Origin of the sequence: Halorubrum rutilum, assembly GCF_042665015.1 — an archaeon.
Lineage (GTDB): Archaea > Halobacteriota > Halobacteria > Halobacteriales > Haloferacaceae > Halorubrum > Halorubrum rutilum.
In genome coordinates, this window is record NZ_JBHTBL010000002.1 from 23,223 (window position 1) to 37,393 (window position 14,171).

General features: G+C 70.8%; 15 protein-coding genes. 7 read left to right on the forward strand and 8 right to left on the reverse strand.

All coding sequences use genetic code 11. The annotated features are described in order from the left end of the window. Nucleotides 1-76: 76 nt before the first annotated feature. The 4 genes from ACFQMF_RS02950 to ACFQMF_RS02965 form a co-directional block, all read right to left on the reverse strand. Nucleotides 77-1,792: an ammonium transporter gene (locus ACFQMF_RS02950; protein WP_256407787.1), complete on the reverse strand. Its 1,716-nt coding sequence runs from the start codon at nucleotides 1,790-1,792 to the stop codon at nucleotides 77-79. Nucleotides 1,793-2,301: 509 nt separating this feature from the next. Further along, a complete protein-coding gene (radA, locus tag ACFQMF_RS02955; RefSeq protein ID WP_256407786.1) occupies nucleotides 2,302-3,333 on the reverse strand; it encodes a DNA repair and recombination protein RadA in 1,032 nt (343 codons plus the stop codon). 181 nt (nucleotides 3,334-3,514) lie between these two features. Further along, a complete protein-coding gene (locus tag ACFQMF_RS02960) occupies nucleotides 3,515-4,015 on the reverse strand; it encodes an ACT domain-containing protein (RefSeq protein ID WP_256407785.1) in 501 nt (166 codons plus the stop codon). A 120-nt stretch (nucleotides 4,016-4,135) separates the two neighbouring features. Then, nucleotides 4,136-4,615, reverse strand: coding sequence for a histidine kinase (locus ACFQMF_RS02965; RefSeq protein ID WP_256407784.1), 480 nt, complete (start codon nucleotides 4,613-4,615; stop codon nucleotides 4,136-4,138). A 187-nt stretch (nucleotides 4,616-4,802) separates the two neighbouring features. Between ACFQMF_RS02965 and ACFQMF_RS02970 the strand changes: the two genes are divergently transcribed. Further along, nucleotides 4,803-7,028 carry an ATP-dependent DNA helicase gene (locus ACFQMF_RS02970; RefSeq protein ID WP_256407783.1) on the forward strand — a complete coding sequence of 742 codons (2,226 nt, stop codon included), beginning with the start codon at nucleotides 4,803-4,805 and terminating at the stop codon, nucleotides 7,026-7,028. Nucleotides 7,029-7,031: 3 nt separating this feature from the next. Here ACFQMF_RS02970 and ACFQMF_RS02975 read toward each other — a convergent pair whose 3' ends face one another. After that, the gene (locus ACFQMF_RS02975; RefSeq protein WP_256407782.1) at nucleotides 7,032-7,391 is read right to left on the reverse strand and encodes a DUF7473 family protein; all 360 of its coding nucleotides are present in this window, start codon (nucleotides 7,389-7,391) and stop codon (nucleotides 7,032-7,034) included. Between the two features lie 60 nt (nucleotides 7,392-7,451). Next, nucleotides 7,452-8,009 (reverse strand): TATA-box-binding protein, encoded by a 558-nt coding sequence (locus ACFQMF_RS02980; RefSeq protein WP_256407781.1) that lies wholly within the window; start codon nucleotides 8,007-8,009, stop codon nucleotides 7,452-7,454. Between the two features lie 54 nt (nucleotides 8,010-8,063). Here ACFQMF_RS02980 and ACFQMF_RS02985 point away from each other — a divergent pair, with 54 nt between their 5' ends. The 3 genes from ACFQMF_RS02985 to rpiA all read left to right on the forward strand — a co-directional run bounded on the left by ACFQMF_RS02985 (nucleotide 8,064) and on the right by rpiA (nucleotide 11,255). Then, on the forward strand, nucleotides 8,064-9,194 hold the full coding sequence (locus ACFQMF_RS02985; protein ID WP_303654645.1) for a THUMP domain-containing protein: 1,131 nt from the start codon (nucleotides 8,064-8,066) through the stop codon (nucleotides 9,192-9,194). 168 nt (nucleotides 9,195-9,362) lie between these two features. Further along, a complete protein-coding gene (locus tag ACFQMF_RS02990; RefSeq protein WP_256407779.1) occupies nucleotides 9,363-10,490 on the forward strand; it encodes an ORC1-type DNA replication protein in 1,128 nt (375 codons plus the stop codon). Between the two features lie 39 nt (nucleotides 10,491-10,529). Next, nucleotides 10,530-11,255: a ribose-5-phosphate isomerase RpiA gene (rpiA, locus tag ACFQMF_RS02995; protein WP_256407778.1), complete on the forward strand. Its 726-nt coding sequence runs from the start codon at nucleotides 10,530-10,532 to the stop codon at nucleotides 11,253-11,255. A 92-nt stretch (nucleotides 11,256-11,347) separates the two neighbouring features. On the opposite strand, the gene ACFQMF_RS03000 is transcribed toward rpiA, so the two are convergent. Continuing rightward, nucleotides 11,348-11,515, reverse strand: a complete 168-nt coding sequence (locus tag ACFQMF_RS03000) for a DUF1931 family protein (protein ID WP_004047560.1) — start codon at nucleotides 11,513-11,515, stop codon at nucleotides 11,348-11,350. A 234-nt stretch (nucleotides 11,516-11,749) separates the two neighbouring features. On the opposite strand from ACFQMF_RS03000, the gene larB reads away from it, so the two are divergent. The 3 genes from larB (at nucleotide 11,750) to ACFQMF_RS03015 (ending at nucleotide 13,215) form a co-directional block, all read left to right on the forward strand. Continuing rightward, entirely contained in the window at nucleotides 11,750-12,535 is a 786-nt protein-coding gene (gene larB / locus ACFQMF_RS03005; protein ID WP_256407777.1) for a nickel pincer cofactor biosynthesis protein LarB, read from the forward strand. Between the two features lie 137 nt (nucleotides 12,536-12,672). Next, the gene (locus ACFQMF_RS03010) at nucleotides 12,673-12,825 is read left to right on the forward strand and encodes a DUF7563 family protein (protein WP_176329378.1); all 153 of its coding nucleotides are present in this window, start codon (nucleotides 12,673-12,675) and stop codon (nucleotides 12,823-12,825) included. A 117-nt stretch (nucleotides 12,826-12,942) separates the two neighbouring features. After that, nucleotides 12,943-13,215 (forward strand): GIY-YIG nuclease family protein, encoded by a 273-nt coding sequence (locus tag ACFQMF_RS03015; RefSeq protein ID WP_256407776.1) that lies wholly within the window; start codon nucleotides 12,943-12,945, stop codon nucleotides 13,213-13,215. A 16-nt stretch (nucleotides 13,216-13,231) separates the two neighbouring features. Here ACFQMF_RS03015 and hisG read toward each other — a convergent pair whose 3' ends face one another. After that, nucleotides 13,232-14,122 carry an ATP phosphoribosyltransferase gene (gene hisG / locus ACFQMF_RS03020; RefSeq protein ID WP_256407775.1) on the reverse strand — a complete coding sequence of 297 codons (891 nt, stop codon included), beginning with the start codon at nucleotides 14,120-14,122 and terminating at the stop codon, nucleotides 13,232-13,234. Between the last annotated feature and the right edge of the window lie 49 nt (nucleotides 14,123-14,171).

The following is a 14,171-nucleotide window of genomic DNA, read 5'->3' on the forward strand; positions in this document are numbered from 1 at the left end:
TCGAAACCCGGTCGAAAAAGCGAGTCGGAGTCGGTCGTCGGTCCGGTTCCCTCGAAGTCCGCGCGTCGCCGCCGGCTTACACCGCCTCCGGCCCGGTGGTGCCGGTGCGGACCTGCAGCGCGTCCTCGACCGGCATGACGAACACCTTGCCGTCGCCGGGCTCGCCGGTCTTGGCGGCCTCGGCGATCGCCTCCGCGACCTCGTCGGCCGGGATGTCGGCGACGACGACCTCCACCTTCACCTTCTGGTGGAGGTCGACCGTGAACTCCTCGCCGCGCCACTGGCCCTTCTTCGCGGGCTGCGAGCCGCGACCGGAGACGTTCGTCACGGTGAGCGAGGGGGCGTTGACCTCCGCGAGCGCCTGCTTGATGGCCCCGAGCTTGTCGGGGCGGACGACCGCGGTGACCATCTTGATCTGCGACCCCGCCTCCTCGCCGCCGTCGGCGCGCGGGGAGTCGTCGGTGGTGTCGACCACGGCCGGACCGCCGTCGGTCGCGACGCGGTCGCCGCCGAACTCGGGGTAGGTCTCGACGCCGTGCTCGGAGATGTCGAGGCCCTCCTGCTCGTGTTCGGGCGTGACGCGGGCCTCACCGCTCAGCTTGAGGACGTACCAGACGACCGCGGTCGCGGTGAGCGTCCAGCCGCCGATGATGACGACGCCGGTCAGCTGGGCGACGAAGTGGGCGCCGACGCCGGCGCTCAGTTCGCCGGGCGCGGCGACGAACGGGAACAGCAGCGTCCCGAGCACGCCCGCGCTGCCGTGGACCGGGAACACCGCGCAGACGTCGTCGATCTTGAGCGTGTCCGAGACGAACTCGAAGACGAGCGGGAGCTGGCCGCCGGCCAGGAGGCCGACGACCAGCGCGCCCCACCACGCCGTGGTGTCGGGGATCGCGGTGATGCCGACGAGCCCGGCGAGCAGGCCGTTGGCGACGTACAGCGTGTCGACCTTCCCGGTGCGGAGCCACACGACGAGGGCGGCGCCGATCCCGCCGGCCGCCATCGCGATCGTCGTCCCCATCGCGACCAGGTTGAGCGTCAGGGTGTTGAACATCCCGCCGCTGACCACGGAGGCCGTCCCGACGTTGAAGCCGTACCAGCCGAACGCGAGGATGAGCGTCCCGAGGACGGCGAACGTCAGCGAGTGGCCGGGGATGACGTTCGTCGAGCCGTCATCGGCGTAGCGATCCATCCGCGGGCCGAGCACGGCCGCCGCGGTGAGCCCCGCGATACCGCCCATGCCGTGGACGATCATGCCGCCGGCGAAGTCGTGGAACGCGGTGCCGGTCAGCTGCGCGACGAGGCCGTCGCCGGAGGCCGACCAGGTGAACGCGATGACCATCGGGTAGATGACCGCGGCCAGCAGGAACGTGTAGGTGACGTACGCACGGAGCTTCGCGCGGCCGGCGACCGCGCCGGAGACGATGGTCGCGGCCGTCATGGCGAACACCGCGCCGTAGAGCCAGTTGACGTACGGGCCGACCGTCCCGGCGTCGACGGCGAGTTCACCGCCGGAGAACAGCGTCCCCGCGACGGACGCGACGCCCGCCGATCCGTTCATCAGGCTCGTGAACGCCGTCCCGATCAGGAAGAACACCGTCACCCCGACGCTCCACGTCAGGAGGTTCTTCGTCAGCTGGTTCGCGACGTTCTTCGAGCGGACCTGCCCGGCTTCGAGCATGGCGAAGCCCGCGTGCATGAAGAAGATGAGGAACGTCACGACGAGGATCCACGTCCCGTTCATCGCGTCCGCGAACGTGCTCGGGTCGACCGTCGCGAGTACGTCGGTCATCACGATTCGACCACCTCAATTGAACGTACGTCTTCCGAACCGCACCGTTCGTTCGTGTTCATGTGTTGAATCACGTTTCGACAAGGAGAAATGGGAGTATATAAACGTTCGACTTGGGTTTCACAAAAAATCAACTTGATAATACGGCGGATGTCAGATATAAGGACGGATGGATGGTGTATAAGGACGTATTCCGGACGAGCTTCTGGCAATCTTTGCGATCGAATCGGACGGACGTATTATCGCTGATCTGTCAACAAGCGCCGAATCGGCCGATATCGGGGGGCGCGTCGCCGGGCGCGGCCGCCGCTGGCGATTTTTGCCGCGCCGCGTTCGGGGAGCATCCGTCGCACCGGCGTCAATCGGCCGAAATCGGGCGTTTCGGCCGTTCCGAGAGAAAGTTTACGTTCGTCAACCGGATCGGCGGCCGGGCTCCCGATCCGGGCGTCGGATCGCCGGATCGAGTCCCGATCGGACGCCGACGGTGCGGATCGCGGGTCGTTTCCCGGTTATTCCGGCTTCAGCCCCTCGCCCTGCACGCGCATCACGGCCTCGCCGTCGGCGAGGTTCGGCGCGTCGACGAGCCGGACGATCCGCTTGTCGCCCTTCGACTTCCGGAGGTAGATCCGGAAGGTGGAGGCGTGCCCGAGGATGTTGCCGCCGATGGCCTGCGTCGGGTCGCCGAAGTAGGAGTCGGGGTTCGACGCGACCTGGTTGGTGACGAGGATGGCGGTGTTGTACAGGTCGCCGAGCCGCATCAGGTCGTGGAGGTGCTTGTTGAGCTTCTGCTGTCGCTCCGCCAGCTCGCCCCGGCCGACGTACTCCGCGCGGAAGTGGGCCGTCAGCGAGTCGACGCAGACGATCCGGATAGGCCACTCCGTCTCCTCGTGCTCGCCGGCGAGCTCCTTCGCCTTCTCGGCCAGCAGGATCTGGTGGTTGGAGTTGAACGCCTTCGCGACGTGGATCTGGTCGAGGAACGCCTCGACGAGCGCTTCCAGCGCCTCCTCGTCGCTCGGCGTGCCCTCGATCTCGCGCCGCTCCATCTCGTCGGCGAGGATCTCGTCGTCGAGCCCGCGGACCATGTCGTCGATCCGCTCCGGCCGGAACGTGTCCTCAGAGTCGACGAAGATACAGCCGCCCTCCAGCCCGCCGTTCTCCTTCGAGAGCTGGACGTTGACGGCCATCTGGTGGGTCACCTGCGACTTCCCGGACCCGAACTCGCCGTACACCTCGGTGATCGACTGCGTCTCGATGCCGCCCCCGAGCAGGTCGTCGACCTCGTCGATCTGCCAGGAGAGCTTCCCGATCTCCTCGCGGCGTTCGAGCACGGTCGCGCCCGTCTCGAAGCCGCCGACGTCGGCGGCCTCCCGGGCGGCGTTGATGATGTCGCTGGCGGACGACTCGCCGATGTCCGCGGTGTTCGACATCTCGCCGGGGCTGGCGACGGCGATCGACTGGTAGCTCTCGAACCCGTTCTCGACGAGCTTGTCCGCGGTCGCTGGGCCGACTCCGGGGAGGTCCTCGAGTTCGTCTTCAGGCATGTACACGACCCTTGTTCGCCATCCCGTATAAAGACTGGTTTACACCCGAGTGAAAGTGAAATCCGCGACGGCGACGCGCTCGGTTCCGCGTCGGCTTCCCCCGCGAGGCTCCCCGCCGGAACGGATCGTCGACCGACGGGGGGAACCGGTCGCCGCCGCGTCGCGACCGCCGTCCCGGTCGTCAGAACCCCACGCGGCGGACGTATCCGAGCTCGCGGATCTCGACGAGCAGCTCGCCGGGCAGCTCCGCGTCGGTGATCACGTACAGCTTCGGATCGTCCGTGAACTCGGGGTCCTCGCTCAACACCTGTCGGATCGAGACGTCGTGGTCGGCGAGGATGCCGGTCACCTCGGCGACGATCCCGGCCTCGTCGGCGGCGGCGACCTCGATGGTGAGGACCGTGAGGTTGAGGACCGGCGCCAGGTCCATCAGGCTCGGCACCGACGAGATGTTGGTGAAGATGCGCTTCAGCTCGGGGTCGTCCAGGATCGCGTCCGTCGTCGAGTCGACCACGCGCCGGTCGACGTCGAGCTCGCGCGCGATCCCGGTGTACGGGATCTCGATGCCGCCGGAGACGACGCGGCCCTCCTCGTTGACGGAGAAGCCGCGCTCTAAGAACAGCCGGATGACGGCCTGCTGGCTCGGTGACCCCTCGAACTTCTCGAGGATCTCGTCGAACATTCGTTACTACGGCCGGTAACGGCGCGTCGGTATAAATCAGGGTGCGTCCCGGTCGGGAGCGTCTCCCCGGTATCGAGTCGCGTCCGCCGAGGACCCGGCGGGCGGAACGCCCGGCCGGCGTCAGTCGGTCAGTCCGGCGTACGCCCCGCCGAGCACGGCCCCGTACGCGAGGTGACCGATCGCGCTCATCGCGCTGACGTTGGGGAGCGGCGGGTTCGCCGGCGAGCCGACCGCGGAGAGCCAGACCGGCATCACAATCACCGCGAGCGCGACCCAGACGACGAGCCCGTACGCCGCGCCGGCGCCGAGCGACGCGCCCGCGCCCTCGCCGATCGAGGGGTTCAGTCCGACGAGCGCGGCGAAGCCGACGCCGAGCACCGCGCCGTGAGACATGTGGATCGCCCAGCCGACGAACGGCGCCGCCGGCGGCGCGAGCCCGTACATCGACGGGATCACCACCTCCAGCAGCGGGGCGGGGATCACGTACGTCATCAGGAGTCCGAAGACGGCGCTCCCGGCGAGCCCGCCGGCGACGCCCGCCTTCCAGTCGCCCGTTCCGGTCGATACGTCGCCCGTCGCTGTCGCGGTTTCGGTCGCCATGACGCCTCGATACTCGGCGAAGAAGCGGTAATATATGCTGGTTACGTGCGTTCACGGCGCACGCTCCCCGAACGTATATGTCCCCGCTGAACCAAATCCGTTCGGTCCGCTCCGTCTCGTGGCGGCGCCGAACCACTTCCGCCGCGGCACCCCACCCCTTTTAGCCGGTGGCGACGAACTCCGGCCCGTGTCAGAGTCGCCGCATCTGCGGTTCTTCCCGTACGAGGAGCCGTATCCGAACCAGCGCGAGGCGATGGACAGGATCGCCAACGCGCTGGACCGGGGCCAGGACGTGCTGTTCGAGGGCGCCCCGGGGACGGGGAAGACCCTCTCCGCGCTCGTGCCCGCCCTGGAGCACGCCCGCGAGCACGACCGCACGGTCGTGATCACGACCAACGTTCACCAACAGATGCGGCAGTTCGTCGAGGACGCTCGCGCGATAACCCGCGAAGAGCCCGTCCGCGCGGTCGTCTTCAAGGGGAAGTCGTCGATGTGTCACATCGACGTCGACTACCAGGAGTGCCAGACCCTCCGGGACACCACCCGCGAGATGGTGGAGACGGAGAACGAGGTCCGCGAGCTGGAGGCGCGCCAGCGCGAGCTGCTCGCCGAGAGCCGCGAGGGCGACGCGAGCGCCGCCGAGGCCCGCGAGGCGGTCATGGACGAGCTCGACGAGCTGGAAGCGGAAATCGACGAGTACGAGACCGCGAACGTCTGCGCGCACTACCGGAACAACCTCGTCGAGGACACCGACGAGTTCTTCGGGTGGCTGTTCGAGGACGTCCGCACCCCCGAGGACGTGTACGCGTACGCGGACGAGCGCGAGCTCTGCGGCTACGAGCTGCTCAAGGAGGGGATGGAGGGGGTCGACCTGGTCGTCTGTAACTACCACCACCTGCTCGACCCGAACATCCGCGAGCAGTTCTTCCGGTGGATCGACCGCGACCCCGCCGAGATAATCACCGTCTTCGACGAGGCCCACAACGTCGACGACGCCGCCCGTGACCACGCCACTCGCACCCTCACGGAGACCACCCTCGACGCCGCGTTAGAGGAGCTCGCCGACAGCGACGACTCCCGCGCCGAGGCCGCCGAGAACGTCGTCGGCGCGTTCCGCGACGCCCTGGTCGAGACGTACGACGACGCGCTCGGGTTCGGGGGGCGCGAGTCCGTCGGCGAGAGCTGGGAGGACCTCTCCGTCGCCAACGACGACCGGCGCGACGACCTCACGCTCGCGTTCCTCCGCAACTACGAGGGGCGGGGGATCGACGCGGAGACGGAGCTCGCGGTCCAGCTCGGCCAGGCCCTAGACGAGGAGTACGAGCGCCGCTACCGCGACGGCGAGACGACGACCCGGGCCGAGTGTCAGACCCTGCAGGTCGCCCGGTTCGTCTCGACGTGGATGGAGGAGGGGACCGAGCTCGGCCAGTACCCGGTGGTCTCCGTGCGCCGCGACGCCGCCGCCGACGAGGTGTACGGCCGCGCGGAGCTGTACACCTGCATCCCGCGTCGGGTGACCGAGGAGCTGTTCGGCGAGGTCGCCGCCTCGGTGCTGATGAGCGCCACGCTCCGCCCCTTCGACGTCACGGAGGACGTGCTCGGGCTGGAGAACGCCGCGTCGCTCGCGTACGAGATGGCCTACCCCGAGGCGAACCGCCGGACGTTCGCGGTCGACACGCCGCCGCTGTTCGCCTCCGAGCGCAACGACCCGGAGACGCAGGAGACGGTGTCGTCGGTGCTGCGCGACGCGGTCCGGTTCACCCCGGGCAACACGCTCGCCTTCTTCCCCTCGTACGCCGAGGCCGAGCGCTACCACGAGCGGCTCGGCGGCTCGGCGGGGACCGGCGCCGGAGCCGACGTCGGCGCGGGCGGCGGGCCGGCAGGCGCCGACCTCGGCTCCCTCTACCTCGACGGCCCCGGCGAGGACGAGGAGGACCTGCGCCGGCGGTTCGTCGAGAGCGACGACGCGACCCTCTTCACCTCCCTGTGGGGCACGCTCGCGGAGGGGGTGAGCTTCGACGCCGACGACGCGCGGACGGTGGTGGTCGTCGGCGTCCCGTACCCGCACCTCTCCGACCGGACGGAGGCGGTCCAAGACGCCTATAACCGGGCGTTCGCCGACCGCGACCGCGCCCGCGACCCGGGCTGGGCGTACGCCGTCGAGATCCCGACGATCCGCAAGACGCGGCAGGCGCTCGGGCGCGTGGTCCGCGGCCCCGACGACTTCGGCGTCCGGGTCCTCGCCGACCGCCGGTACACGACGGCCGACATGGGGAAGTACTCGGTCCGGAGCGCGTTCCCGCCGGAGGAGCGCGAGGAGCTGCTCGACGTCGACCCGGAGAAGCTGAAGTTCGCGATGCTGAACTTCTACGGCGACCACGACGCGTACGACGGGGCGCCGCCGGAGCCGTGACTCCTACCCCGGCATCGTCGCGAGCAGCGCCGTGACGCCGAACAGCACGATGCTGAGCAGCGTCGTGATCACGGCGTGGATCACGGTCATCGCGGCGACGATCCGGCGGGGCTGGTCGTAGCTCCACGCGAACATCGCGCCGTCGACGAGCAGCGCCGCGGGGAGGAGCAGCGCCTCGGAGACGGCGAACGCCCCGCCGACGACGCCGATCACCGCCGGGAGCGGACCGACGTAGAGCGCGCGGCGCGGGTCGACGTCGCCGAGGACGTTCCGGGCGGCGAGGTGCGCGGTCACGGAGAGGAACAGCGCGAACAGCAGGGTGGTCCCCAGCACCGTGATCGGCGTCACCGTCTGTAGGAGCATACCCGGGCTACGGGGCGACGGGTAAAAGTGGTCGCGGGATCGACCGGCGCGAGACCGCCGTCAGGCGAGCAGCCCGAGGCCGTCCAGCTCCTCGACGATCACGTCGACGGCGGCCGCGGCGTCGTCCGGGCTCGTTCCCCCCGTGACGACGAGCTTCCCGCTGCCGAACAGCAGCGCGACGACGTCCGGCTCGTCGAGCCGGTAGACGAGCCCGGGGAACTGCTCCGGCTCGTACTCGATGTGTTCGAGCCCGAGCCCGATCGCGATCGCGTTGAGGTTGAGGCTCTCGCCGAGGTCGGCGGACGTGACGATGTTCTGGACCGTGATCTCCGGGTCGCCGACCGGGATGTCGAGCGCGCGGAGCTCGTCGAACACGACGGCGAGGCTCTCGTGGACGGCGTCGATGGAGTTCGCGCCCGTGCACACGATCTTCCCGGACCGGAAGATCAGCGCGGCCGATTTCGGGTCCGTGGTGCGGTAGACGAGCCCGGGGAACTGCTCGGGGTCGTAGTCGGCGCCTTCCAGGTCCATCGCGACGCTCTGGAGGTCGAGCTCCTGCCCGATCCCCGTCGAGGCAACGACGTTCTCTATCGTGATCGTCTCCTTCGGATCGGCCATCACTACCACCACAATCGGTTGAAATATTTAAAAAGGTGCGTGGTCGGAACCGCTATGCTCTTGCGAGCGGCTCCCCGACTCCGGGGCGTGTACTGGCTGGAACTCGCCGGGGAGACGGACGCGTTCGCGGCCCGCGAGGCCGCGACCGCCGCGACCGGCGTGGAGCTGCTCGCGCCCGGGGTCGCGAGCGCCGGGAGCGTCGGGCCGAACCGAACCGAATCGGGGGCGGCCGACGGCGCGCGCGTCGGAGGCGGCGCCCCGGACGACGGCGCCGCAATCCGTCGGCTCGCCTACACCCGCGCCGCCCACGAGGCGGTCGCGCGCACCGACGCCGACCTCGACGCCGCCGTCGCCGCGCTGGAGGCGGCGCCCCTCGACCGCTCGGGCGCGGTCGCGGTGCGGGCCCGCAACGTCCGGAACACCGCGGGCGTCTCGACGACCGACGCCGAGCGCGCCCTCGGGGGCGTCCTCGTCGACCGCGGCTTCGAGGTCGACCTCGACGACCCCGACCACGTGCTGCGCGCGCTGTTCGCCGCCGGCGAGCGCGCCGCCCACGAGGCGGTCCCCGGCGCCGACGGCGGTGACGCGTCGGTCTGCGCGCTCGGCTGGGTCGCGGTAGAGGCCGCCCGCGACTTCGCCCCGAAGCCGACCGACCGCCCGTTCTTCCAGCCCGGGAGCATGGCGCCGGCCGACGCCCGCGCGTACGTCAACCTCGCCGGCGCCGCGCCCGGCCGGACCCTGCTCGACCCGATGTGCGGCACCGGCGGGCTCCCGCTCGAAGCCGGGCTCGTCGGGAGCGACGCGGTCGCCTGCGACGCCCAGCGCAAGATGGTCCGCGGGACCCGGGAGAACCTCCGCGAGTACGTGGGCGGAGGTTCCGAGTCCCCCGACTGGCACGTCGCTCGCGGCGACGCCACCGCCCTCCCGCTCCGGGACGACGCGGTCGACGGGATCGCCTTCGACGCCCCGTACGGCCGCCAGTCGAAGGTCGCCACCCACGACCTCACCGACCTCGTCTCGGGCGCGCTCGCCGAGGCCGCTCGGGTCGCGCCCCGCGCCGTCGTCGTCGCCGACCGCGACTGGCGCGGGCCGGCACGCGCGGCGGGCTGGACGGTCGACGCTGCCTTCGAGCGCCGGGTTCACCGGTCGCTCACCCGCCACGTGCTGGTGCTCGACCGGGCGTGACGGCCGTCCCTCTCGGGGCGCGATCGGTCCGAGGCCGCCGCGATCGCACCGTCCCGAGAGTGAACGTCCGGTCGGCGAGAACCGACGGTTGAGGGTCGCAGTCGACAAGTTTCAGTTTCACCGACCCCGCGGGCAACGGTTAAGTGGACGGCCTGTCGTGATGTTCACATGACCGGGGACGCCGGCGGCGACATGCTCTCGTGGGACGAGTCGGTGTTCCGCGACGAGTCGGTGTTCGAGATCGACCACGTCCCCGAGACGTTCCGCCACCGCGAGAGCCAGCTGGAGAACCTCAAATACGCGCTCCGGCCCGCGGTGCGCGGCTCCCGCCCGCTCAACACGATGGTGCGCGGCCCCCCCGGCACCGGGAAGACCACCGCGGTCCAGAAGCTGTTCGGCGAGCTCGGTGCCCGCACCGACGTCCGCACGGTCCGCGTCAACTGCCAGGTCGACTCGACGCGGTACGCCGTCTTCTCGCGGCTGTTCGAGGGGATCTTCGACTACGAACCCCCCTCCTCCGGGATCTCCTTCAAGAAGCTGTTCGGGCAGATCACCGACCGGCTCGTCGAGGAGGACGACGTGCTCGTCGTCGCCCTCGACGACGTGAACTACCTCTTCTACGAGAACGAGGCCTCCGACACCCTCTACTCCCTCCTGCGTGCCCACGAGGCGCACTCGGGCGCGAAGATCGGCGTCATCGTCGTCTCCTCCGACCTGGGGCTCGACGTGATCGACGACCTCGACACCCGGGTACAGTCGGTGTTCCGGCCCGAGGAGGTGTACTTCCCCGTCTACGACGCCACCGAGATCTACGACATCCTCTTCGAGCGCGCGAAGCGCGGCTTCCACGACGGCGTCATCGGCGACGCCGAGCTGGAGCGCGTCGCCGACCTCACCGCCGAGAGCGGCGACCTCCGGGTCGGGATCGACCTGCTCCGCCGCGCCGGGCTGAACGCGGAGATGCGCGCCTCGAAGACCATCGCCGAGGAGGACGTGGAGTCGGCGTACGAGAAGTCCAAGCACGTCCACCTCTCGCGGTCGCTCCGCGGGCTCTCGGAGTCCGAGCGCGCCCTCGTCCGCGTGCTCGCGGAGAACGACGGCGAGCGCGCCGGCGCGGTGTACGAGGCGTTCCACGAGGAGACCGACCTCGGCTACACCCGCTACTCCGAGATCATCAACAAGCTCGACCAGCTCGGCGTGATCGACGCCGAGTACGCCGACGTGGAGGGCCGCGGCCGCTCCCGCGAGCTCTCCCTCGCGTACGACGCGGAGGCGGTGTTGGACCGGCTGGAGTAGCCCGACGCCTTTTCAACGGCTCCGCACGCAGTCGACCCCATGAAGACGAGCGGCGGCAGCGACGCGGCGAAGCGACGCGCCGGCGAGTCGGCCGCGGCGGCGGTCGACGACGGCGAGGTGGTCGGGCTCGGGACGGGGTCGACCGCGGCTCACGCGATCCGGCGGCTCGGCGATCGGGTCGACGCCGGGCTGGAGGTCCGCGGCGTCCCGACCTCCTTCGCGAGCCGCGAGCTCGCCGCCGACCGCGGGATCCCCCTGCTCGACCTCGACGAGGCGGTGGGCCCCGACGCGCCCGGGGTCGACCTCGCGATCGACGGGGCGGACCAGGTCGCGGTCGGTCGCGGCGGCGAACCGACCGCGGGCCCACTCATCAAGGGCGGCGGCGCCGCCCACGCCCGCGAGAAGCTGGTCGACGCCGCGGCCGACCGCCTCCTCGTCGTCGCCGACCCCTCGAAGGAGGCGCCGGTCCTCGACCGCCCGGTCCCCGTCGAGTCGCTCCCCGCCGGCCGGACCGCGGTCGCCGAGGCGGTCCGGACGGCCGGCGGCGAGCCGACGCTCCGCCGCGCCGAGTGCAAGGACGGTCCGGTCGTCACCGACAACGGGAACCTGGTGCTCGACTGCGCGTTCGGCGAGATCGCGGAGCCGTCCGCGCTCGCGGCGACCCTCTCGGCGACGCCGGGCGTCGTCGAGCACGGGCTCTTCGTCGACCTCGCCGACGAGGTGCACGTCGGCACGGAGTCCGGAGTTCGGGTGCTCACGCGCTGACCGCGGGAGGGAGACGCCCGGTCGACGCGCCGGACGCGCCGCTCGCCGGTCGACGCGCGGTCAAAAAATCGGGGTCGGGAGTCGCGTCCGCCTTAGAGGTCGCGCGGCTGGACCGTCTTCCGGTCGTTGGCCTCGGCGCGGCGCGCGGCGTCTTCGAGCAGCTCGTCCACTTCGTCGTCCAGCGCGTCGTAGAAGTCCGAAGCGACGTTCTTGTCGTCCAGGGCTTCCTTGACGGCCGCTTTGACAATAAGGTCTGCCATGCAGACGGTGATATCCGTCGACAGTTAATAAGAGTTCCTGAATTCGCCCGCGAGGGGCTTCCTGCGGGCCGTTCGCGAGGGGTTCCTGAAACGATCCCTTATAAACTTTGTGAGAACGCCGGGGATCGGGGGGTCGGAGCCGGGCCCGCGAGCTCGCGGGTCGACCCCCGAACGGGCTCTCCCCGCGCGGCCCGGACCGATAGGTTCGACCGCTTCCGGCTCCGACGGACGGTCATGCGCGACACGCTGGAGGCGCTCCACGCCGGCGAGATCGGGGTCGCGGAGGCCGAATCGCGGCTCGCGGGCTACGCCACGACGGCGGCCGGTCGGTTCGACGCCGCCCGCGAGCACCGGCGCGGGATCCCCGAGGCGGTCCTCGCGGAGGGGAAGACGCCGGCCGAGGTCGCGGCCCTGGCGACGACCGCGGTCGAGACGACCGGCCGCGCGCTCGTGACCCGGGCCGACGCCGCGGACGCGGACGCGGTCCGGACGGCGACGGCGGACCTCGATCTCGGGACCGCGGGCGACCCCGATCCGACGGTCGACCGCGACGAGCGGGCCGGGACCGTCGTCGTCCGCGCCGCCGACTTCGACCCGCCCGCCCTCGACGCGACGGTCGCGGTCGTCGCGGCGGGCACCGCCGACGCGGCGGTCGCGGGCGAGGCGGCGGTCGTCGCCCGCGAGACCGGGGCGACCGTCGACCGCGTCGACGACGTGGGCGTCGCGAACCTCGACCGGATCTTGGACCAGCGCGACCGGGTCCGCGAGGCCGACGTCGTCGTGGTCGCGGCGGGCCGCGAGGGGGCGCTCCCGACCGTCGTCGCCGGGCTCGTCGCGGCGCCGGTGATCGCGCTTCCGGTGTCGACGGGATACGGCGTCGGCGGCGAGGGCGTCGCCGCGCTCCACGGGGCGCTCCAGTCCTGTTCGGTGCTCACGACGGTGAACGTCGACGCGGGCTTCGTCGCCGGCGCGCAGGCGGGGCTGATCGCCCGCGCGGTCGACGCGGCGCGGCGCGACTGACCGCCGGCCTCGGACCCGCGTCGGCACCCGTCTCTCGGTGGGCCTTTATACGTGGTTTTCCGGAATCTGGCGGGGGTGAGAAAGGGTATTTGTTCGTCGAACCCCTACGCGTTTTCGCCGGTGAACACCGGTACCGAATGCCACGCTGTGACCACTGCGGGTCGCACGTCTCGGACCGTTTCGCACGCGTCTTCACGGACGAGTACGGCGACCTGAACGCCTGTCCGGACTGTTCCGCGAACGCCGGGATCGCCGAGGTCTCCCGGGAGCGCGCCCGCACCGGAGACTGACTCGGCCGATCCCGTCGCACCGGCGCGACGGACCGGGTCCGCGCCCCCGACCCGTCCGGCGCTCCCGACCGCGCCGAGACCGTCAGCTATTCGTCGCGCCCGCGCCGACCGGGCGCCGTGTCGACGCCGAGTTCGGACGCGCCGCACCACGTCTACGTGATCGAGTGCGCCGACGGGACGCTCTACACCGGCTACACCACCGACGTGGAGCGCCGCGTCGCCGAGCACGACGCCGGCGAGGGCGCGAAGTACACCAGGGGGCGGACTCCCGTGACGCTCCGGCACGCCGAGTCGTTCGACTCGAAGTCCGCGGCGATGTCGCGGGAACACGAGATCAAGTCGCTCACACGCGCGGAGAAGGAGGCGCTGATCGACGCCGAGGACGACTGAGGAGACGGAATACCGGCTACTCGACCAACCGCTCGATCTCGGTGACGAGGATCCCGCTCGCCCCGACGGCCTTCAGCTCCGAGATGGTCGCGAACACGTCGCGCTCCTCGACGACGGCGTGGACCGCCACCGTCCCGTTCCCGTTCTCGTCGGCCTCCACGTCCATCACCGTCGGGCCGCCGAGCCCGGGGATCACGTCTTTCACGTCGTCGAGCCGTTCTTTGGGGGCGTTCATCATCAGGTAGCGTCGGCCGTCGGCCGCGAGCACGGACTCGAAGGCGGTCAGCACCTGTTCGACCTTCGCGTCGTCGACGACATCGGGGCGCGCGAACAGCCGCACGGAGGAGGCGAGCACCTCGTCGATCACGGCGAGGCGGTTCACCTTCAGCGTCGTCCCCGTCGAGGTGATGTCGACGATGGCGTCGGCCATGTCGACGTGGGGGGTCAGCTCGGTCGCGCCCGTGACGGTGACCACGTCGGCGTCGACCCCGACCCGGTCGAGGTAGTCGCGCGTGACGTTCGGGAACTCGGTGGCGACCGTCCCCCCGGCCAGGTCTCCGACGGTCCCGACCGCGCCGTCCTCCGGCGCCGCGAGGACGAGCCGACAGGAGCCGTACCCCAGGTCGAGCAGGTCGACGAGGTCCCCCTCGCTCGCCGCGCTCGCGGCGTCGGCGACGCCGCCGGACTCCGCGGCCTGATCGAGGCCCGTGATCCCGAGGTCGGCCGCGCCGTCCCGGACGTACTCGGGGATGTCGGCCGCCCGCGCGAACAGCACCGTCACGTCGGGGTCGACGGTGTCGGCGTACAGCTGGCGGTCGGCGGTCTCCTCGACGTGGAGCCCCGCGCGCTCCAACAGCGAGAGCGTCGGGTCGTGCAGGCGGCCCTTGTTGGGGACGGCGATGCGCATACATCACGGGTCGCGGGGGGAGGGGGAAACGTTTTCGTCCGATGGCTCG